The following is a 19,032-nucleotide window of genomic DNA, read 5'->3' as shown; positions in this document are numbered from 1 at the left end:
ACCGCTTCGATCGTCCGGCCAGAGTCGTCGAGCGGATCTCGACCGGCCGGATAGCCCGTCGCGCGACCCTCCTCGTTGGGCGATCACCCCCGGAGGACCCGCATGCGTGACATGAACGGCATGAACCCCGCGGCGACGATGCTGCGGAAGCTGATGCGGCACATCCGCGTCGGCCTGATGTACGTCGGGTCCAGCGCGTGGACCCGGCCCGAGATCCAGGCCGCGCTGCGCGCGGCGAGAGACGGCGAGGCGGGTCCGGGCGACCGGGAGGCGCATCGTCCGGGCGACCCCCCGCCGGAGCCGGACACGGTCACTCCGCTCTCGGAGCTGCCCCACAACGAAAGACGACTCTTCCTGGAGCTGGAAGAGCAGATCAGACGGGAGAACGACAGATGAGCGATCCGGTGTCCGGTCCAGAGCCGCTGCTGGACGCGGTGGTGCGGCGCGCCAAGCAGCTGGAGGCCGCCACCACCGCGCCCGTCAAGCGAATGAAGATCCAGCACGACGACATGACGGTCGAGATCGAGTGGGGCGTGGAGCAGAGCCACGCGCCGGCGGGCCCGGCGGTCATCACCGCGCCGGTCCAGTCGGCGGCGGAGCCCGAGGCGGCGGCCGACGGCAGGGCCACGCTCCCGGCCCCGGCGGTCGGGGTGTTCTACCGCTCCCCCGAACCCGGCGCCAAACCGTTCGTGGAGGTCGGCGACCATGTCGAGCCCGGCCAGCAGGTCGGGATCCTCGAGGCGATGAAGCTGATGAACCCGATCGAGGCCGACGAGGGCGGCGTCGTCGCGGAGATCCTCGTCGAGGACGCCACACCGGTGGAGTACGGGCAGCCCCTGCTGCTCCTCGAACCCGACTCCGCGGCCGTCGACGGCGACTGACGATTGGATGCCGATGTTCAAGACCATACTCATCGCCAATCGCGGGGAGATCGCGCTGCGCGTCGCGCGCACCTGCCGCGAGCTGGGAATCCGGACGGTCGTCGCGCACTCGACGGCCGACCGTGACTCGGCCCCGGTCAGGTACGCCGACGCCTCGGTCCAGATCGGCCCGGCGGCCGCGCGGCACAGCTACAACAACGCGGCGGCCATCGTGAGCGCCGCTCTCCAGTCCGGCGCCGAGGCCGTCCACCCCGGCTACGGGTTCCTGTCCGAGGACCCCGACTTCGCCGAGATCTGCGCGGCCGAGGGGCTGACGTTCGTCGGCCCCTCGGCCGAGGTGATCGCGCTGCTCGGCGACAAGATGCGGGCCCGCCGCTTCGTCGCCGACATCGGCCTGGACGTCCTGCCGGGCAGCGACCCGGCGCAGGACGCCCCCGCCGACCTGGCGCGGACCGCCGAGAAGATCGGCTACCCCGTCATCATCAAGGCGTCCGCGGGCGGGGGCGGGCGCGGCATGACGATCGTGCACGACCCGCGCGACTTCACCCGCGCCCACGCCGAGACCAGGCGGACGGCGCAGAGCCTGTTCGGCGACTCGCGCGTGTACGTCGAGAAGTACCTGGAGACCGCGCGCCACATCGAACTGCAGATCCTGGCCGACGGCCACGGCAACGCGGTCTACCTCGGCGCCCGCGACTGCTCGGTGCAGCGGCGCCGGCAGAAGCTGATCGAGGAGAGCCCGCCGCCGTCGGTCTCGGCCCACGAGGTCGACCGGGTCGGGCTGCTGGCCGCCAAGGTGGCGCGCGAGGCGGGCTATGTCGGCGCCGGGACGTTCGAGTTCGTCGTCGACCAGGACGGCCGCTTCTACTTCCTGGAGGTCAACAGCCGGATCCAGGTGGAGCACCCGGTGACCGAGATGGTCACGGGCATCGACCTGGTGCGCGAGCAGCTGGTGGCGGCCTCGGGCGGGCGGCTCTCGGTCCGCCAGGACGACATCGTGCTGCGCGGCTCGTCCATCGAGTGCCGCATCAACGCCGAGGACCCCGCGCGCGGGTTCCTCCCGACGCCCGGCCTGATCGACGCGTTCGTCCCGCCGGGCGGGCCGTTCGTCCGGGTGGACAGCCACGCGGGCTCGGGCGCCCGGATCACCGCCGACTACGACTCCCTGCTGGCCAAGGTGATCGTGTGGGCGCCCGACCGGGCCCAGGCCATCGCCCGGATGGACCGGGCGCTGGAGGAGCTGGTGGTGGACAGCGCCCAGGTCAGGACGACGACCGGCTTCCTGCGCGAGGTGCTGGCGCACCCGCTGTTCCAGAAGGCCGAGCACACCACCGGGCTGGTCGACCAGATGTTCGCGAGCTGAGGACGGTGCACCATGGAGGCTAACGCCATCGAGGCCGAGGGCCTGGTCAAGAGGTACGGGGGCGCGACGGCGCTGGGCGGGCTCGACCTGGCCGTGCCCGCCGGGACCGTCCTGGGCCTGCTCGGGCCGAACGGCGCGGGAAAGACCACGGCCGTGCGCATCCTGGCGACGCTGCTGCGGCCCGACGGCGGCCGGGCGCGGGTCGCCGGTCACGACGTCGTCCGCGAAGCCGACGCCGTGCGGCGCTCGATCGGGCTTTCGGGCCAGTACGCGGCGGTCGACGAGAACCTGACCGGACGCGAGAACCTGGTCCTGTTCGGGCGGCTGTACCGGCTGCGCGCCGCGGCCGCCCGCGCCAGGGCCGCCGAGCTGCTGGAGCAGTTCCATCTGACCGAGGCGGCCGACCGGGTCGTGAAGGGCTACTCGGGCGGCATGCGACGCCGGCTGGACCTGGCCGCGAGCCTGACCACCCGGCCTCGAGTCATCTTCATGGACGAGCCGACCACGGGCCTGGACCCCAGGGCGCGCATGGACGTGTGGGACGCGGTCAGGGGCCTGGTCGCCGACGGCGCGACGCTGCTGCTGACCACCCAGTACCTGGAGGAGGCCGACGCGCTGGCCGACGACATCCTCATCGTCGACCGCGGCGAGGCCGTGGCCCAGGGCACGCCCGACGAGCTCAAGGCGCGGGTCGGCGACGAGCATCTGGAGCTGGTGGTGGCCGGGGCCGAGGACGTCGTCCTGGCCGAGGCTGTGCTCAAGGGCGCCCTGGAGGTCGAGGACCGGATCGAGGTCGAGGAGTCCACCAGGACGCTGACCGCGCCGGTCCGCGACGGGGTGCGGGCGCTGGCCGAGGTGTCGGCCGGCGTCGCCCAGTCCGGGGTGCGCGCGCGGGGAATGTCGCTGCGCCGTCCCACGCTCGACGAGGTCTTCCTGACGCTGACCTCGGCGGGCCCCGACCGCGTGAAGGAACAGGAGCCGACACGATGATGCCCGCCGCCACCACCACGGGCTGGGTGCTGCACGACGGATGGGTGGTGATGCAGCGCCATCTGCTGCACATCCGCCGCGTGCCCCAGCTGCTGTTCTTCTCGGCCATCCAGCCGGTGGTCTTCATGCTGCTGTTCGCCTCGGTGTTCGGCGGCGCGATCCAGGTGTCGGGGGGACTGAGCTACGAGGCGTTCATGGTCCCCGGCACGTTCGTGCAGACGATGGCCTTCGCCGGGGCCGCGACCTCGGTCGGGCTGGCCGACGACCTGCGCGGCGGCTTCATCGACCGCTACCGGTCCCTGCCGATGTCGCCGTCGGCGGTGCTGGCCGGACGGATGGTCGCCGACGGCGTCCGCAACCTCGCGGTCATCGTCGCGCTGGCGTCGGCCGGGCACCTGGTCGGCTTCCGCTTCACCTCGGGCCCGCTGGAGATCCTCGGCGGCCTGGCGCTGCTGCTGATGTTCGGCTTCGCGTTCTCGTGCCTCGGCGCGGTGATCGGGCTGGCCGCGCGCACGCCCGAGGCGGCCCAGATGGCCGCCACGGTCTGGATGATGCCGCTGATCTTCATGAGCAGCGCGTTCGTCCCGCTGGACAAGCTGCCCGGCTGGCTGCGCGTGTGGGCCGACCACAGTCCCGTCACCGCGACGGTGGACGCGATGCGGGCGCTGTTCTTCGACTACGGCGACGCGACCGAGCCGATCCTCATGGGGCTGGCCTGGTACACGGGGCTCGCGGTGGTGTTCCTGCCGCTGGCCGTCCGCCTGTTCCACCGCGCCGCCTCCAAGTAACCGCGCACCGCACGAAGAAGCGGCCGGAGCCCGAGGGCTCCGGCCGCTTTCTTGGTGTCAGTACGAAGCGGTGACGTCGTAGATGCCGAAGGGAGAGCCCCGTCGCCCGTCCTGGAACGGCCGGAGCGGCGCGGTGGTGCCCTTGTGGGCGGCCCCCTGCTCCCAGGTCTTGAACGCCTCCGGGCTCTCCCACTCGCTCATCACGATGAAGTGGCCCGGTTCCAGCGTGGAGCTCAGCAGCTCGTTGCCCAGCAGCCCGGGGGTGCCGGCCAGCGCCGCGCTGATCTCGTGGTACGCGCGAGCGACCGCCCCGGGGTCCTGCTCCGGGGCGGTCGCGTAAAGCAGCACTCGCAGCCTGCTCATCAGTGCCCGTTGCCGCCCGCCGCGGCGCCGGCCATCGCGGCCCCGGCCATCGCGTAGACGACGTTCATCGTGCTCATCGTCCCGCTCGAGCGGTAGGGGTGCAGCTTGGAGCGGTGCTCCAGGTGGTCGTCGCTGGACTCGAACTCGCGGAACCGGCGCTCGTCCACCCAGTCGCTGACGACGTAGTAGACGCTGGCGTCGTCGTTGTCGCGCGACAGCCAGTGGCCGAGGTTGGCGGGGTGGTCGACGATCGCCTTGCCCACCCGGTACCAGGTCTCCTCGAACTCGCGCTCCATGCCCGGGTGGATGTTCATCCGCAGCGTCACCCGGAAAGCCGTCGTGTCGTTCCCGCTCATCAGATTCCTCCGTCCACGTGGATGGTCTCGCCGTTGACAAAGCTCGACAGGTCGCTGGCCAGGAACAGCACCGCGCCCGCGATCTCCTCCGAGCGGCCCAGCCGGCCGAGCGGGATCATGCGCTCGTAGCGCTCGCGGACCGCGGCCGGGACGTCGGCCTCGGTCTCGATCGGGCCCGGAGCGACGACGTTGATGCGCAGCCGGCGCGAGCCGAACTCCTTGGCCGCCGAGCGGGTGAACCCGATCAGGCCCGCCTTGGACGCGGTGTAGTGGGCGCGCATCGGGATGCCGATCGTGGCCACCCGCGAGCCGATGTTGATGACCGATGCGCCCTCGGGCAGCAGCGGCAGCATCGACTGGAGCAGCGTGTACGCGGAGGTCAGGTTGGTCCCGAGGACCCGGTTCCACTCCTCCAGGGGCAGCTCCTCGAACGGGATGTGGCTGATCACGCCGGCGTTGTGCACGACCACGTCCACGCGCCCGAAGCGGGTGCGGGCCTCCTCGGCCAGGCGCCGGATGTCCTCGGGCTCGCCCACGTCGGCCTTGAGCACGTGGTGGTCGCCGCCGAGCTCCTTCAGCTCCCGCGCGAGCGACTGCGCGGCCTCGCCGTCGCCGCGCGCGCAGGTGATGACGTCGGCCCCGGCGCCGGCCAGCGAGAGCACGATGGCCCGGCCGATGCCGCGGGTGCCGCCGGTGACGACGACCTTCTTGCCATTGAGATCGATCATGTTCTTCCTCTTCCGGAAAGCGTTGGTGGCGGAGGTGGGGTCACATCAGCACCGCGGCGCCCGCGGCGTTCACGACCAGCCCGCCGAGCGCCAGCGAGGTGCGCAGCAGGTTCCAGTTGCGCCAGCTGCGGCGGGGGTCCTTGGTCTCCCACGCGTCCGGCACGGTGGCGGGGTCGAGCGACATCACGTACCGGTTGATCGGCACGTTCTTGATCACGGAGATGGCCATGACGACGACCAGCACGACACCGGCGACGCCGAACAGGGCCCGCGCCTCGGGCTCGGGGGCCAGGAACACCAGGACCAGGTCCAGGACGACGGTCAGCACATGCGTGATCGGCATGAACGGGTCGTACCTGGGCCACAGGAACTGGATCGTCTCGACATAGCGGTCATAGGTCTGGACCGCCGTCAGCGGGACGATCCCCATGACGGTCGAGAGCATGATCCCGGCGGTGAGACCGTTGCCGAGCAGCGCGAGAGCGGTGAGGAACCCGGTCATCGCCGCTCACGCCGTGGCGGCCGGGTCCAGACCGCGGCGCCCGGCCGCCGCGGCCTCCTCGACCAGTCCCTTGATCCGGTCCATCTGGATTTTGGTGTTGTGGTTGAGCCGGGCGGTCATCGCGGCGTCGTCGATGGGGGCGTCGGGCTTCATGCGGAAGTCCTGCACCCAGCGCATCACCACGCCGTCGTCCTCCTGGGTGTACTCCCAGAAGAGGTTCATGAACTCGAACACCCCGGTCTCCACCCGGCGCGAGCGCACGGTGTGCGTGGCCGGGTCGGGGGTCCGCTCGGAGACCCAGCTCCACACCTTGCCGTTCTCGTCCGGGTGCAGCGCGAGCCGGAAGGTGATGGTGCCGTTCTCCTCCTTGAGGATCTCGGCCAGGGAGTACTCGCTGAACAGCAGCGGCCACGACTCGATGTCGTTGGTCATCTCCCAGACCAGGTCGAGCGGGGCGTCGATCTTGATGGCGTTGTCGGTGTGTCCCACGGTCTCGTTCGTCATGCTCGGGCCACCTCTCTCGTGGATCGGGTCGGGTCGTGCCGGGACGGCGGTCAGGCCGCGGTGAGGCGGCCGCTGATGTAGCCGACGGCCTCGCCGGGCGTCTTCATGTGGTCGACGGCCTCGTCCGGCATGGGAACGCCGAACTCCTGCTGCACCCGGGCCGCCATCTCCAGCACGGCCAGCGAGTCGTAGCCGAGCTCCTCGAAGCTCAGCCCGCCGATGTCGCCGTCGAGGTCCGCGCCGCTCTCACCCGCGCAAGCACGGATGAGGCGCCGGACGTCGTCGAGCGTGAACTGCGCCATGTCCTCTCCCTCCAACTGCTTTGTGATCCTTCGCTCAGGCCGCGTCGCGGCTGAGCACCATCGCGGACTGGAAGCCGCCGAACCCGCTGCCGACGCTCAGCACGGAGCCGAGGCGCTGCTCGCGGGCGGTGAGCGGCACGTAGTCCAGGTCGCACTCGGGGTCGCGGGTGTGCAGGTTGGCGGTGGGCGGCACCGTCTGGTGCTCCAGCGCCAGCGCGCAGGCGGCGACCTCGATCGAGCCGATGGCGCCCAGCGAGTGGCCGATCATCGACTTGATCGAGCTGACCGGCACCTCGTAGGCCCGGCCGCCGAGGCTGCGCTTGAACGCCGCGGTCTCGTGCCGGTCGTTCTGCTTGGTTCCGGACCCGTGCGCGTTGATGTAGTCGATCGCGTCGGGGCCGAGCCGCGCCTGCCGCATCGCCACCCGGACGGCCTCGGCCATCTCCCGGCCGTCGGGCTTGAGGCCGGTCATGTGGAAGGCGTTGCTGCGGCTGGCGAAGCCCGCGATCTCGGCGTAGATGTGCGCGCCGCGGCGGCGCGCGGACTCGCGCTCCTCCAGGATCAGCACCGCCGACCCCTCGCCCAGCACGAACCCGTTGCGGTCCCGGTCGAACGGTCGGGACGCGTGCTCGGGGTCCTCGTTGCGCGGCGAGGTCGCCTTGATCGCGTCGAAGCACGCGGAGGTGATCGGCGAGATCGGGGCGTCGGTGGCGCCGGCGACGACGATGTCGGCGGCCCTCTCGCGCAGCAGCTGGGTGCCGTGACCGACGGCGTCCAGTCCCGCGGTGCAGCCGGTGGAGATCAGCGCCACCGGGCCCTCGGCGCCGCACGAGCGGGCGACCTCGGCCGCGATCGTGCTGGGCGCCATGTAGCCGTAGAGCTGCGGGACGCCGTACTTCCAGTCGACGTTCCAGTTGCGGCCGCCGTCGCTGAGGACGACGTACTCCTCCTCCAGGCCCATGGTGGCCCCGACGGCGCTGCCGATGCTGACGCCCAGCCGCTCGGGACGCAGGTCCTCAAGCTCCAGCCCGCTGTCGGCCATCGCCTCCCGCGCGGCGACGACGCCGAACTGGGAGGAGCGATCCATGCGGCGGACCTCCTGCGGGGTGAGACCTTCGGCGGCGGGGTCGAAGTCGCACTCGGCGGCGATCCGGGAGCGGAAACCGGTCGGGTCGAACAGGGTGATGCCGCGGGTCGCGGTGCGACCGTCGGTCAGCATCCCCCAGAACGCCTTCTGGCCGATGCCCCCGGGGGCCACCACGCCGATGCCGGTGATGACGACCCGGCGATCGCCTCCCGGCCCGCTCATCCACCCACCTCCGGATGCGGGGCGTCCGCCGCGGGCAGCTCCTCGCAGTCGACGTGGCCCAGCTCGGGACGCGGCGCGAGCGGCGACAGGTGGAAGACGGCGAAGGTCTCGACGTCACCGGGGTTGGAGACCCGGTGCCGGGCCTCCATGGGGATCCAGACGCCCTCGCCCTCGCCGACCGTGAGCTCCTCGTCGCCGTTGACCCGCACGTGCAGGCTGCCGCGGACGACGTAGAGGTACTCCTCGGAGTAGGGGTGGTAGTGCTCGGAGACGAACTCGCCGGGCTGGAGCGTGAGGTCGCCCATGAAGCCGGAGGTCGACTGGACCGTCTTGGGGCTGAGCACGACGCGGATGTCGCCGCCGCGGCGGCGGTTCACGAAGGCGTCGGCGCGGGCGAACTTGCGTGCGGTCGCGTGCTTCTCGGTAAGGCTCTCGGTCATCGGTCACGCCTCCCACTGGTAGAAGGGAATGGCCATGGCGTCCTTGGGTTCCTTCCAGTTCGGGTCGTACGGGCGGACCTGCTCGGCCAGCCGGGTGTTGATGTCGTCGTAGAGCGGGTGGCTGCGCGCCTTGTAGAGGTTCGGGGTGATGTCCTCGTCGGCCTCGACGAGGTGGAAGTACAGGTCGTGGAAGCGGAACAGCGTCCTGCGGGAAACGCCGATCATGTGGGGCAGCTCGCTCGCGTCGGAATCCGCGAAGATCTTCCCCACCGCCTCGGCGTTGGCCGGTTCCATCCGCGCGACGATCAAGGTCCGGTGCACCACTGCGTCTCCTCTCCCAGGGACGGCTCCACCTGCGGGCCGACACCCGGCTGTGCTCGCGTCTCTCGGGACGCTTCATGGTCGGCGCGCCGGTTCGCGACCGGCTGGAGAGGTGCTGGACGCGGGTCGAGCAGTGCTGGAGCGGGCGCGCTCGCGGCGTTCGAGCGCGCCGGTCGACCGGCGCACCAGATCATCGCGAGCGGGCGGGCCCATCGTGACCGGGACCCCACACCACCACTCCGGAGGAGCCATGAGACGGACCTCTCTGCCCCTGACCGCGCTCGGCACCGTGTCGGCGACCGCCCTGGTGACCCTGCTGTCGGGAGCCTCGGCGACCGCCGCAGGGTCCGGCGGGGACGCGATCACGGGACCGACGCCGTTCACGTCCTGCACCGCCGACCACGGCGACGACCAGATCGACCCCAACACGGAGGTGGAACCGTGGCTCGTGGCCAACCCGCGCGACCCGCGCCACCTGGTGAGCATCTGGCAGCAGGACCGGCGCAGCTACGGCAACGCCCGCGGGATCATCGCGGGCGTCAGCCGTGACGGCGGCCAGACCTGGAAGCGCGCGATCCTTCCCGGGTTCACGCTGTGCACCGACGGCCCCTACAACCGCTCGGGCGGCCCCTGGGTGACGTTCGCGCCCAACGGCGACCTGTACGCCACCGCGTCGTCCTTCAGCTGGCCGGGGAACTCGGCGGTGCTGGTCTCCAAGTCGACCGACGGCGGCGCGACCTGGGGCGCCCCGGTCCAGGCGATCATCGACGAGGGTTCCAAGGCCTGGAACGACAAGCCGACCATCACCGCCCACCCGCGCGACCCGCGCCAGGTCTTCGCGGTGTGGAACCGCCGCGAGATCGCCACCGACCGGCACGACGCGATGATGGCGCGCAGCCGGGACGGCGGCCGCACCTGGGACAAGCCGATCTCGATCCACCACCCCGAGCGCGCGCACCAGGCCACGCTGGGCAACCAGATCGTCGTCCTGCCCAACGGGACGCTGGTCAACGTGTTCGTGGAGAACGAGTTCCCGATCGGCGGGCCGCCGATGCCGCCGGAGGACCTGGCCGAGCGGGTGCGCGTGGTCCGCTCGACCGACGGCGGCGCCACCTGGTCCAAGGCCGTCACCATCCGCGAGCACAAGCTCAACGCGCCCTCGCTGCCCGACGACGCCACCAAGCCCGTCCCGCAGCCGGGGATCATCCCCGACATCGCCGTGGACGCGCGCACGGGCGCCGTGCACGTGGTGTGGGCGGAGAACGGCCTGTCGCGCAGCAAGAGCGCCGTGGGCCACTCCACGTCGGTGGACGGCGGCCGCACCTGGACCCGTCCCGTGAAGATCAACAAGACGCCGGACAGCGCCCCGGGCGGCAACGGCCAGGCGTTCCTGCCGGCGGTCGACGTCGCCGGGAACGGCACGGTCGCGATCACCTACTACGACTTCCGGCGCAACACCCCGGCGGCCGGCACCCCCACCGACCTCTGGATGATCACCTCGCGGAACGGCCGTTTCTGGCGCGAGCGGCACCTGGCCGGCTCGTTCGACATGGAACGGGCCACCCAGTGGGGCGGCCCCTACCTCGGCGGGTACTACGCGCTCACGCACGTCCCCGGCGCGTTCCTGTCGGCCTACCCCGCCACCAACTCCGACCCCGACAACAAGCAGGACATCTTCTTCCTGCGCACCTCCGCCCGCCCCTGAACCATCCCACCCCGCGCGAAAGGGGCCGCGGTCATCGCCGAAGCGATGACCGCGGCCCCTTTCGCACATCCCGGCCCGCACATCCCAGAACCCTGTGAACGGGAAAACGCGCGGTTCCCCGGCTCGCTCGGCCGTGGGCCGAGTGAGCCGGGGAACCGCGCGGGGCGCCGCTGTCAGGTTCCGTAGCGGCGGAAACGGTCGCGGCGGTCCATCACCAGGTGATGGGTGTCGCGTCCGGCCAGCTCGCCGAGCGTGGCCAGCAGCGCGCCGCGCAGCAGGTCCGCCGCGGCGGCCGGATCGGTGTGCGCGCCGCCCTCCGGCTCGGGGACGACCGCGTCCACGATCCGGTGCCGCAGCAGCTCACCGGCCGACAGGCGCAGCGCCGCGGCGGCCTCGGGAGCCGCCGCCGCGTCCTTCCACAGGATCGACGCGCAGCCCTCCGGGCTGATCACCGAGTAGACGGCGTTGCGCAGCGCCAGCACCCGGTCGGCGACGCCGAGCGCGAGCGCGCCGCCGCTGCCGCCCTCACCGGTGACGACCGCGACGATCGGCACCTGGAGCCCCGACATCAGCCGCAGGTTCTCGGCGATCGCGGCCGCCTGGCCGCGCTGCTCAGCCTCCAGCCCCGGGAAGGCGCCCGGGGTGTCGATCAGCGTGACGATCGGGACGCCGAGCTTGGCCGCCATCCGCATCAGCCGGGCCGTCTTGCGGTAGCCCGCGGGCGTGGCCATCCCGAAGTTGCGGGCGGCCCGGTCGCGCGTGGTGTGGCCCTTCTCGTGCCCGATGAGCATCACCTGGTGCCCGTCGAGCCGTCCGAGCCCGCCCACGACCGCCGCGCAGTCGCCCGACATCCGGTCGCCGCGCAGCTCCTGGAAGTCCTCCAGCAGGTACCCGGCGTAGTCGAGCGTCGTGGGCCGGTCGACGTTGCGGGCGAGCTGGACCGCCTCCCAGGGGTCCCCGGCGGGAACCTCGTCGGGCTCGCGGAACAGCTCCGCCTTCGTCTTCTCCCACGCGCCGGAGGCGTCCTGCGCGCCCAGGAGGCGGGCCAGGGCGCCGCGCAGCAGCGGACGCGGGACGACCCCGTCGATCAGGCCCTCGGCCAGCAGGAACTCCGCCGTCTGGAACCCCTTGGGCAGCCGCTCCCGGATCGTCTGCTCGATCACCCGGGGTCCCGCGAAGCCCATCCGGGCCCCCGGCTCGGCCAGGACGACATCGCTCAGCGTCGCGAACGACGCCGCGACCCCGCCGTAGGTCGGGTCGGTCACCAGCGTGACGGTGAGGATCCCGGCCTCGTCGAGCGCGGCCATGGCCTGGGAGGTCTTGGCCATCTGCATCAGCGACAGCGCGCCCTCCTGCATGCGGGCCCCGCCGGAGGCGGTGACCAGCAGCAGCGGGACGCGCTCCAGCAGCGCCATCTCCATCGCCGAGGTGATCCGCTCCCCCACGCCGGAGCCCATGCTCCCGCCGAAGAACCGGAAGTCCATGATCGCGGCGATGACGGGACGTCCGTGGATCTCGCCCCGCAGGCACACCACGGCCTCGTCGAGCCCGCTGCGCGCACGGGTCCGGTCGAGGTCGGCGGCGTAGGTCGAGCCGTTGCCGGTGAACCCGAGCGGGTCGTCCACCGCCCGCGGCGCGGGCAGCATCCGGATCGAGCCCGGGTCCATCAGCTGCTCGGCCCGGCGGCCGGAGTCCAGCCGCCCGTGCACGCCGCACGACGGGCAGACGTTCATCTGCCGCTCGTACCGGGCGCCGTAGATGAACTCGGCGCACGAGGCGCAGCGCAGCCACTCCGGTTCGACCCGGGTGCGCTCCGCCGGTGCGGTGGTCATGGCCTCACCTCCGCGGTCTCTCTCAGCTCGACGATCACGGCGGCGTCCTTGTCGCCGCCGTCGCCCGCGACCACCGCGGCGAACCGCCGCGCGGCCTCCTCGGTGAGCGGCAGCGAGCCGCCGCCCCGCCGGGCCTCCTCCGCCGCCAGCCGCATGTCCTTGGCCATGAGCTGCGTGCGGAATCCCGCGGGGCGGTAGGTCCGCGTCCGCATGAACTCCGCGCGGAAGTTCAGCACCGGCGACCGCCAGCCGCTCTTCTGGACGGCGGTCAGGAACATCTCCCGAGGGATGCCCGCCTGCTCGGCGAGCGTGACGGCCTCGCCCAGGCCCGCCGTCATCACGCCGAGCAGCAGGTTGAACGAGAGCTTGAGCGCGCTGGCGCGCCCGGTGTCGCCGAGGTAGAGCATTCCCTGGCGGCCCAGCGCGCCGAGCAGGTCGCGGACGCCGTCCACGTCCTCCTCGACCCCGGCGGCGAACACCCGCAGATCGCCCGACTTGGCCATCTGCGGGTTGCCGATCAGGCACGCCTCGACCCGGCGCACGCCGAGCTCGGCCAGCCGCCGCGCGGCCTCCACGGTGTAGGACGGCGAGAGCGTGGACATCTCGATGAGGGTCGTGCCGGGCCGCAGCCGCGTGGCCATCTCGCCGAAGACGACCTTCTCGACCGCTTCCTCGTCGCTGAGGCTGACCACGGCGACGTCCGCCTCGGCGGCGGCGTCGGCGGCCGAGTCGGCCAGGCGCGCGCCCGCCTCGACCAGCGGGGCGGCCTTCTCCTTGGTGCGGTTGAACACCACCACGTCATGACCGGCGGCGACCAGCCGGTGGGCGACGCCACCGCCCATGCCGCCGAGGCCGACGACCGCGACGACCCGTTTGCTCGTGCTCGCTTCGGTGGACATCGCGTCCTCTCAGGCCGGGTGGGTCTCGACGGACAGCTGCGAGACCGAGCGCATCAGCGCGTCGCGGAAGAACGCGCCGAACGCCTCGGGCGTGCTGGTGTCGCGCTCCTCGGCCAGGAACGGCGCCAGGCGGTCCTCGATCTCGTGCACGCCGGGCTGGACGGCCATCTTGCGGGCGATGGCGATGAAGTCGCCCTCGTAGTGGATGACCCGCACCATGACGTCGTCCTTGACGAAGACGCCCGTGCCGAGCAGCCGTCCGACGGTCTGGCCGTCCTCGTCCTTGAGGTCGGGGGTGTCCACCCGCTGGAACTCGGCGAAGATCTTGGCGATCTCGTCCTCGTGGCCGGGCTTGACCCGGTAGGTGATCGCTGCGTACGGCATCACATTCCTCCATCTACGTTGAGGGTGCTCCCGGTGACGCTCCGGGAGTCGTCGCCCGCCAGGAAGAGCACGGCGCCCGCCACGTCCTCGGGCCCGGCCAGCCGCCGGAGCGAGGCCATCGCCCGCACGCGGTCGAGCACGGGCACGGGAAGGTGCGGGTCGTCGGGGTCTTCGATCAGGCCGGGCGCCACGGTGTTGACCCGGATGTCGCGCGGGCCCAGCTCCTTGGCCAGGGACTGGGTCAGCCCGATGACCGCCGCCTTGGCGGCGCCGTGGTGCGCGGCCCCGGGACGGCCGCGCAGCGCGCTGGACGCGCCGATGTTGACCACCGAGCCGCCGGACGCCATCAGCGGCACCGCCGCCTGGGCGACCAGGTAGAAGGCGGTGACGTCGAGCGTCAGCACCCGCTCCCACTCGGCGAGCTCCATGTCGGCGATGGCGGTGTTGCCGTCCACGCCGGCGTTGTTGACCAGGACGTCCAGGCCGCCGAGCGCGCTGGTGCACTCCTCGGTCAGCCGCTTGACGTCCTTGGGGTCGGTGACGTCCGCCCGGACGACCCGGGGCACGGGCCCCGGACCGCCGGAGCACGCCTCGACGAGCGCGTCCGCGGCCTTGTCGTCCTGGTGATAGCAGGTCACCACGCGGGCTCCGGCGCGCACGAAGGCGCGCACCGAGGCGCGCCCGATGCCCTTGGTCCCGCCGGTGACAAGGACGCGCTTGCCGGTCATTCCCAAAGTCCACCTCCGCACTCGTCACGAACGTTGCGGGACCAGCATCGGCCGAGGTGCTGGCACGGGACTGGAGCCCCGATGGAGGGCAACGCGAAGGCCCCTCGCGCGCCTGACGGTGTGCGGCGCGCGAGGGGCCTCGTTGCGGTGAGACCGGTCCCGGGGGAAGACCGGGCTCACCCCTTTCCCCGGGGCTACGGCTCGAAGGCCAGCAGCATCTGCCCGGGGATGCCCATGGTGAGCTGGTAACCGGCGTTGAAGAACAGCCGCCCGTTCGCGACGACCGCGCCGCCGTTGCCGGAGATGGAGCCTCCGACGCCGTCGCGGCCGTTGACGCCCTTGTACCTGCGCACGGCGTCGTAGGTCCACAGCGTCTCGCCGGTCTTGGCGGAGTAGATGCGCATCTTGCCGTCCTCACCGCCCTCGTAGACCAGCCCGGGGGTGGTGGTGACGGCCGAGGCGTTGCCCATGATGCAGCGGACGGGGTCGCTCGGCCCCTCGATCGGCGGCGGGTTCGCCGCGCCGCCGGTCTGGCAGCCGTCGGTGGGCAGCGGCGCCTTCCACTTGATGGCGCCGGTGGCCGGGTCGAGCGCGAACAGCGTGCCGGGGTCGGCGCGCCAGGTCGCCACGTACAGCTGGTGGCCGTCGTAGCTCGCGCCCCACTCGATGCCGCGCCACGGCTGGTTGTGCGCCGGGACCGACAGCTGGGTCTGCCAGACGATCTGCCCGGTGCGGGCGTCGAGCACGTGGTAGACGCCCGACTTCTGGGTCGCGCCCACGAGCGTCCGGCCCTTGCTGCGGAACAGCAGCGGGGTGCCGACGTCGTGGTCCATCTCGTCCTTGAGCTCGTCGTCCAGGCCGGGGCAGGAGCCGCCCGTCGGACGCGGGATCAGGCAGCGGACGGTCCAGGTGTCGGGGTGCGACATCTGGCGCGCCCAGCGCTCCTTCCCGGTGTCGAGGTCGAGCGCGACCACCGAGTCCGAGCGTCCCTCGGTCCCGCTGTAGTTGTTGCCGGAACCGAGGTAGAGCGTGCGGGTGGCGGAGTCGATCGCGGGGGTCGACCAGACCGAGCCGCCGGACGAGGTGTACTTGGGCGTGCCGCCCGGCCAGGTGCCGTCGCGCTTGGCCTCGGGGACGGTGCGGTACGTCCAGTCGATCTTGCCGGACTTCGCGTCCAGGGCGACCATCTTGCCGCTGAACGTGCAGCACGGGTAGGCGTCGTCGCCCGCGACGCTGTACTCGTAGCTGGACACCCCGACGTAGATCTTCCCGGCCCGGTAGGTCGGCGAGCCCGTGATCAGCGCGTTGGGGTGCTTGTCGATCTCGGTCATCCAGGCGATCTTCCCGGTGTGCCGGTTCACGGCGAAGATGTTGCCGCGCGAGTCGCCGAAGAACACCTTGTCACCGGCGACGGTGGGCCCGTCGCGCACCGGGTTCTTCTGGAAGAGCTGGCCCGAGGGGGGCGCCACCTCGCCGGCGTACGGCCGCAGGTCGAAGACCCACTTGGTCGCGCCGGTGTCGGCGTTCAACGCGTAGAAGCGCGAGTCGGGGCCGCCGACGTAGAGGTCGTCGCCCACGACGGCGGGCTGGCTCGCGACGGCGCCCGTGTGGTTCTCGAAGGCGAAGGACCATTTGAGCTTGAGGTTGTTCACCGTCTTCGGGTTGATCCGGCGTTCGTCGGGGTTGTGCCTGCTCCCCGACGGGTCGTGGTTCCAGCCGGGCCAGTCTCCCCGTTTCTGGCCGGTGGCCGGGGACGCGGCGGCGGTCAGCACGGTGACGGCCGCGAGCACGAGGAGGGCGGTCAGGGCGAGCACCGGCACGGGTGCGCGCATCCGACGGCCCCACAGCGATGTGGTTGTCATTCCAGCGGATCTCCTTGGGCATAATACCAAGACGCCCTACATGTAGAGAAGCTACACATAGGGACGTGCGCGGGCAACACCCAGAGGTGATCGAAGGTGGAACGAGCGTGAGATCCCGCCGGTCAGCGCGACTTCAGCGGGGACCTGAGCGGCATCAGCCGCAGGCAGCACCAGGCCGAGCCGATCACGTAGCAGGTGGGGATGACCCAGACGATCAGCTGCTGCGCGATGCCCGCGGCGTCCATGCTCTTCTCCAGCATGCCCGGGACCAGCGCGACCAGCAGGAAGGCGGCCACGCTCTTGAGCACCAGCACGATCACGGCGAACAGCCCGATGGCCCAGACCATCGCGGGACGCACCGGAGCCCGGCGGCCGCCCCAACCGAACGCGACGATGGAGATCGCCCCGACCGCCAGCGAGCCGTACTGGAACCAGTCCAGCGAGGAGGCCAACAGCAGGTATCCGTCGCCCGGGTTGAACTCGGGCCAGGCCGCCTTGGGGTCCTGCTGCCAGACGAACTGGGCGATCAACGCCTGCAGGATGATGAGGAACGACAAGAGCCAGCCGGTCCGCCGGCCCTGCGCGTAGGTCAGCTCGGCCTGGAGCTCGGGGGCCAGCTCGCCGACGGTGCCGAACTCGGCGATGACCTCGCGCTCGGCCTCCTGGCGTTCGAGCCCGGACTCCTCGTACGCCTCGACCATGTCCTCCAGGCCGTCGCGCAGCTCCTTGAGGATGTCGGACTTGGCGCCACCGGGACCGCGCAGGGTGCGGCGCATGGCTTTGAGGTACTGGTCGACCGCCTGCGGCTCGCCGCCGCGGGCGCTCTGCCCAGCGTGCACCTCCGAGCTGACCATGCCACCTCCACCGCCGCGTGGCCCTACCCGCCGACTCCGGCGCGCTGCGCCCACGCCGCGCCACAAGCTCCGGTCCCATCATCGCCCATCCGGATCGAGACCGAAACCGAAAACGCCACGCTTCGGACTATTCGTCGAGCGTTTCCGGCAAGCGGTTTAGGCTACCTACATGTAGATGGACTACAAGTAGGGCGCCGGTCGAGCCCCGGCTCCATGGCCCGAGGGAGAGACGATGACCCAGTCACGCAGGCAGTTCCTCATCCTCGCCGGAGGGGCCGGCGCCGTCGGTTCGCTCGGGCTCTATTCGTGCGGCGGCGCCGAGCAGCTCGGCGGCGGGGACGAAGGCGACACGGGAGGCGGGGGCGACGGCGACCCCGACGGCACCGGCGGCCGGGTCGTCAAGAGCAAGGCCAGACTCCCGAAACCGTTCCAGGTGCCGCTGCCCATCCCGCCCGTGCTCACGCCCGACCGCACCGAAGGCGGCGTCGACCACTTCGTCATCACCCAGAAGAAGGCCCGGGTCGAGCTCATCCCGGGCCACTCGACCGAGATCCTCGGCTACAACGGGATCTTCCCGGGCCCGACCATCGAGAGCCGCAGCGGCCGCCGCATCGTGGTGACCCACCGCAACGAGCTGCCCTGCCCCACCTCCACCCACCTGCACGGCGGCGTCACGCCGTCCGGCAGCGACGGGTACCCGCTCGACCTGCTGCTCCCCCAGAACGGCCGCGGCGCCGTCGCGACGCACCACTCCGGGTCCGGCCACCGCGCCATGGCCCCCAGGAGCACCGCCCGGGGCACCAAGGACCACACCTATCCCCTGGAGCAGCGCGCGGCCACGCTCTGGTACCACGACCACCGGATGGACTTCACCGGCCCGCAGGTCTACCTCGGCCTGGCGGGGTTCCACCTCGTCCGCGACGACGAGGAGGACGCGCTGCCCCTGCCCAAGGGCGCCAAGGACGTCCCGCTGATGATCGTGGACCGCTCGTTCAGCGAGGGCGGCGCGCTCATGTACCCCGCCCGCGACCCCTCGCTGACCAAGGAGCCCGGGGTCAAGGAGGACTACATGGACGGTGTCCTCGGCGACACGATCCTGGTGAACGGCGCCGCCTGGCCCTTCCTCGAAGTCGCGGCCACCCGCTACCGCCTGCGCCTGCTCAACGCCTCCAACGCCCGCGTCTACCGGCTCCAGCTCGACCCGCAGCCCCCGGGCGGCGGCGGGTTCGTCCAGGTCGGCAGCGACTGCGGCCTGCTCGCCGCCCCCGTGACGCTCCCGGCGCTGGAGATGGCACCGGCCGAGCGCTTCGACGTCGTCGTCGACTTCTCGCGCTACCCGGTCGGCTCCCGGGTCACGCTCGTCAACAAGTTCGGCAGCGGCGGCACGTCCCGGATCATGCAGTTCCGGGTCGTCCGCAAGGAGCGCGACGACAGCACCGTTCCGCGGCGGCTCTCCACCGTCGAGGCGCTCGACCCCGACAAGGCCGTCACCCGGCGCAAGTTCGAGTTCAAGCGCGGCCGGTTCCACGGCACCCGGGGATGGACGATCAACGGCAAGCCGTTCGACCGCGACACCGTCCTCGCCCGGCCCAAGCTCGGCACCACCGAGATCTGGGAGTTCCGCTCGAGCGCCACCACGCATCCCGTCCACCTGCACCTCGGGCACTTCCAGATCCTGTCCAGGCGCAAGAAGAAGCCCGGACCCTACGACGGCGGCTGGAAGGACACCATCAACCTCCGCCAGGGCGAGCGCGCCGAGGTGCTGGTCAAGTTCACCGGGACGCCGGGACGGTACGTCCTGCACTGCCACAACCTCGAACACGAGGACATGGCGATGATGGCCAACTACGAGCTGACCTGAGCCGCCCTCCCCGCCGTTGGAGCCGTCGCCCAGCGCGGCTCCAGCCGCCCTGGCTCGTGC

The 19,032-nt window shown here is 71.6% G+C and carries 22 protein-coding genes; 7 read left to right on the top strand and 15 right to left on the bottom strand.

The window, feature by feature from the left end:
* Positions 1–102 precede the first annotated feature (102 nt).
* From ACQPY4_RS14545 to ACQPY4_RS14525, 5 genes are read left to right on the top strand one after another with little or no spacing between them, the layout of a single operon-like run.
* Positions 103–396 carry a hypothetical protein gene (locus ACQPY4_RS14545; protein ID WP_433336464.1) on the top strand — a complete coding sequence of 98 codons (294 nt, stop codon included), beginning with the start codon at positions 103–105 and terminating at the stop codon, positions 394–396.
* On the top strand, positions 393–881 hold the full coding sequence (locus ACQPY4_RS14540; protein WP_433336462.1) for an acetyl-CoA carboxylase biotin carboxyl carrier protein: 489 nt from the start codon (positions 393–395) through the stop codon (positions 879–881). The genes ACQPY4_RS14545 and ACQPY4_RS14540 overlap by 4 nt, the downstream gene beginning before the upstream one ends.
* 13 nt (positions 882–894) lie before the next feature.
* Positions 895–2,244 (top strand): acetyl-CoA carboxylase biotin carboxylase subunit, encoded by a 1,350-nt coding sequence (locus ACQPY4_RS14535; RefSeq protein ID WP_433336460.1) that lies wholly within the window; start codon positions 895–897, stop codon positions 2,242–2,244.
* Positions 2,245–2,256: 12 nt separating this feature from the next.
* Positions 2,257–3,234, top strand: a complete 978-nt coding sequence (locus tag ACQPY4_RS14530; protein WP_433336458.1) for an ATP-binding cassette domain-containing protein — start codon at positions 2,257–2,259, stop codon at positions 3,232–3,234.
* Positions 3,231–4,022 carry an ABC transporter permease gene (locus tag ACQPY4_RS14525; protein WP_433336456.1) on the top strand — a complete coding sequence of 264 codons (792 nt, stop codon included), beginning with the start codon at positions 3,231–3,233 and terminating at the stop codon, positions 4,020–4,022. Before ACQPY4_RS14530 ends, ACQPY4_RS14525 begins: the two co-directional genes overlap by 4 nt.
* Positions 4,023–4,079: 57 nt before the next feature.
* On the opposite strand, the gene ACQPY4_RS14520 is transcribed toward ACQPY4_RS14525, so the two are convergent.
* From ACQPY4_RS14520 to ACQPY4_RS14480, 9 genes are read right to left on the bottom strand one after another with little or no spacing between them, the layout of a single operon-like run.
* Positions 4,080–4,385: an antibiotic biosynthesis monooxygenase family protein gene (locus ACQPY4_RS14520; protein ID WP_433336454.1), complete on the bottom strand. Its 306-nt coding sequence runs from the start codon at positions 4,383–4,385 to the stop codon at positions 4,080–4,082.
* A complete protein-coding gene (locus ACQPY4_RS14515; protein ID WP_433336452.1) occupies positions 4,385–4,741 on the bottom strand; it encodes an antibiotic biosynthesis monooxygenase family protein in 357 nt (118 codons plus the stop codon). Before ACQPY4_RS14515 ends, ACQPY4_RS14520 begins: the two co-directional genes overlap by 1 nt.
* Positions 4,741–5,469 carry an SDR family NAD(P)-dependent oxidoreductase gene (locus ACQPY4_RS14510; protein WP_433336450.1) on the bottom strand — a complete coding sequence of 243 codons (729 nt, stop codon included), beginning with the start codon at positions 5,467–5,469 and terminating at the stop codon, positions 4,741–4,743. Before ACQPY4_RS14510 ends, ACQPY4_RS14515 begins: the two co-directional genes overlap by 1 nt.
* 40 nt (positions 5,470–5,509) lie before the next feature.
* Positions 5,510–5,971: an anthrone oxygenase family protein gene (locus ACQPY4_RS14505; protein WP_433336448.1), complete on the bottom strand. Its 462-nt coding sequence runs from the start codon at positions 5,969–5,971 to the stop codon at positions 5,510–5,512.
* Positions 5,972–5,977: 6 nt separating this feature from the next.
* Positions 5,978–6,475: an SRPBCC family protein gene (locus ACQPY4_RS14500; RefSeq protein WP_433336446.1), complete on the bottom strand. Its 498-nt coding sequence runs from the start codon at positions 6,473–6,475 to the stop codon at positions 5,978–5,980.
* Positions 6,476–6,525: 50 nt separating this feature from the next.
* Entirely contained in the window at positions 6,526–6,777 is a 252-nt protein-coding gene (locus ACQPY4_RS14495) for an acyl carrier protein (protein ID WP_433336444.1), read from the bottom strand.
* A gap of 34 nt (positions 6,778–6,811) precedes the next feature.
* Positions 6,812–8,086 carry a beta-ketoacyl-[acyl-carrier-protein] synthase family protein gene (locus ACQPY4_RS14490; protein ID WP_433336442.1) on the bottom strand — a complete coding sequence of 425 codons (1,275 nt, stop codon included), beginning with the start codon at positions 8,084–8,086 and terminating at the stop codon, positions 6,812–6,814.
* A complete protein-coding gene (locus tag ACQPY4_RS14485) occupies positions 8,083–8,526 on the bottom strand; it encodes a cupin domain-containing protein (protein WP_433336440.1) in 444 nt (147 codons plus the stop codon). The genes ACQPY4_RS14490 and ACQPY4_RS14485 overlap by 4 nt, the downstream gene beginning before the upstream one ends.
* A 3-nt stretch (positions 8,527–8,529) precedes the next feature.
* Positions 8,530–8,847, bottom strand: coding sequence for a TcmI family type II polyketide cyclase (locus ACQPY4_RS14480; protein WP_433336439.1), 318 nt, complete (start codon positions 8,845–8,847; stop codon positions 8,530–8,532).
* 250 nt (positions 8,848–9,097) lie between these two features.
* Here ACQPY4_RS14480 and ACQPY4_RS14475 point away from each other — a divergent pair, with 250 nt between their 5' ends.
* Positions 9,098–10,552, top strand: a complete 1,455-nt coding sequence (locus tag ACQPY4_RS14475) for a sialidase family protein (RefSeq protein ID WP_433336437.1) — start codon at positions 9,098–9,100, stop codon at positions 10,550–10,552.
* A gap of 173 nt (positions 10,553–10,725) precedes the next feature.
* Here ACQPY4_RS14475 and ACQPY4_RS14470 read toward each other — a convergent pair whose 3' ends face one another.
* The 6 genes from ACQPY4_RS14470 to ACQPY4_RS14445 form a co-directional block, all read right to left on the bottom strand.
* Positions 10,726–12,384: an acetyl-CoA carboxylase carboxyltransferase subunit alpha gene (locus ACQPY4_RS14470; protein WP_433336435.1), complete on the bottom strand. Its 1,659-nt coding sequence runs from the start codon at positions 12,382–12,384 to the stop codon at positions 10,726–10,728.
* A complete protein-coding gene (locus ACQPY4_RS14465; RefSeq protein WP_433336433.1) occupies positions 12,381–13,283 on the bottom strand; it encodes an NAD(P)-dependent oxidoreductase in 903 nt (300 codons plus the stop codon). Before ACQPY4_RS14465 ends, ACQPY4_RS14470 begins: the two co-directional genes overlap by 4 nt.
* A 9-nt stretch (positions 13,284–13,292) precedes the next feature.
* On the bottom strand, positions 13,293–13,667 hold the full coding sequence (locus ACQPY4_RS14460; RefSeq protein WP_433336431.1) for a SchA/CurD-like domain-containing protein: 375 nt from the start codon (positions 13,665–13,667) through the stop codon (positions 13,293–13,295).
* Positions 13,667–14,395 (bottom strand): SDR family NAD(P)-dependent oxidoreductase, encoded by a 729-nt coding sequence (locus ACQPY4_RS14455; protein ID WP_433336429.1) that lies wholly within the window; start codon positions 14,393–14,395, stop codon positions 13,667–13,669. The genes ACQPY4_RS14460 and ACQPY4_RS14455 overlap by 1 nt, the downstream gene beginning before the upstream one ends.
* Positions 14,396–14,589: 194 nt before the next feature.
* A complete protein-coding gene (locus ACQPY4_RS14450) occupies positions 14,590–16,257 on the bottom strand; it encodes a PQQ-binding-like beta-propeller repeat protein (protein ID WP_433336427.1) in 1,668 nt (555 codons plus the stop codon).
* A gap of 122 nt (positions 16,258–16,379) precedes the next feature.
* Positions 16,380–17,111 carry a permease prefix domain 1-containing protein gene (locus ACQPY4_RS14445; RefSeq protein WP_433336425.1) on the bottom strand — a complete coding sequence of 244 codons (732 nt, stop codon included), beginning with the start codon at positions 17,109–17,111 and terminating at the stop codon, positions 16,380–16,382.
* A 232-nt stretch (positions 17,112–17,343) separates the two neighbouring features.
* Between ACQPY4_RS14445 and ACQPY4_RS14440 the strand changes: the two genes are divergently transcribed.
* Positions 17,344–18,972 carry a multicopper oxidase family protein gene (locus ACQPY4_RS14440; RefSeq protein ID WP_433336423.1) on the top strand — a complete coding sequence of 543 codons (1,629 nt, stop codon included), beginning with the start codon at positions 17,344–17,346 and terminating at the stop codon, positions 18,970–18,972.
* The last annotated feature ends 60 nt before the right edge of the window (positions 18,973–19,032 follow it).

The sequence above is a fragment of the Spirillospora sp. CA-294931 genome, from assembly GCF_050946795.1.
In the GTDB taxonomy this organism is placed as follows: domain Bacteria; phylum Actinomycetota; class Actinomycetes; order Streptosporangiales; family Streptosporangiaceae; genus Spirillospora.
This window is presented reverse-complemented; position numbering and strand designations above follow the sequence as displayed.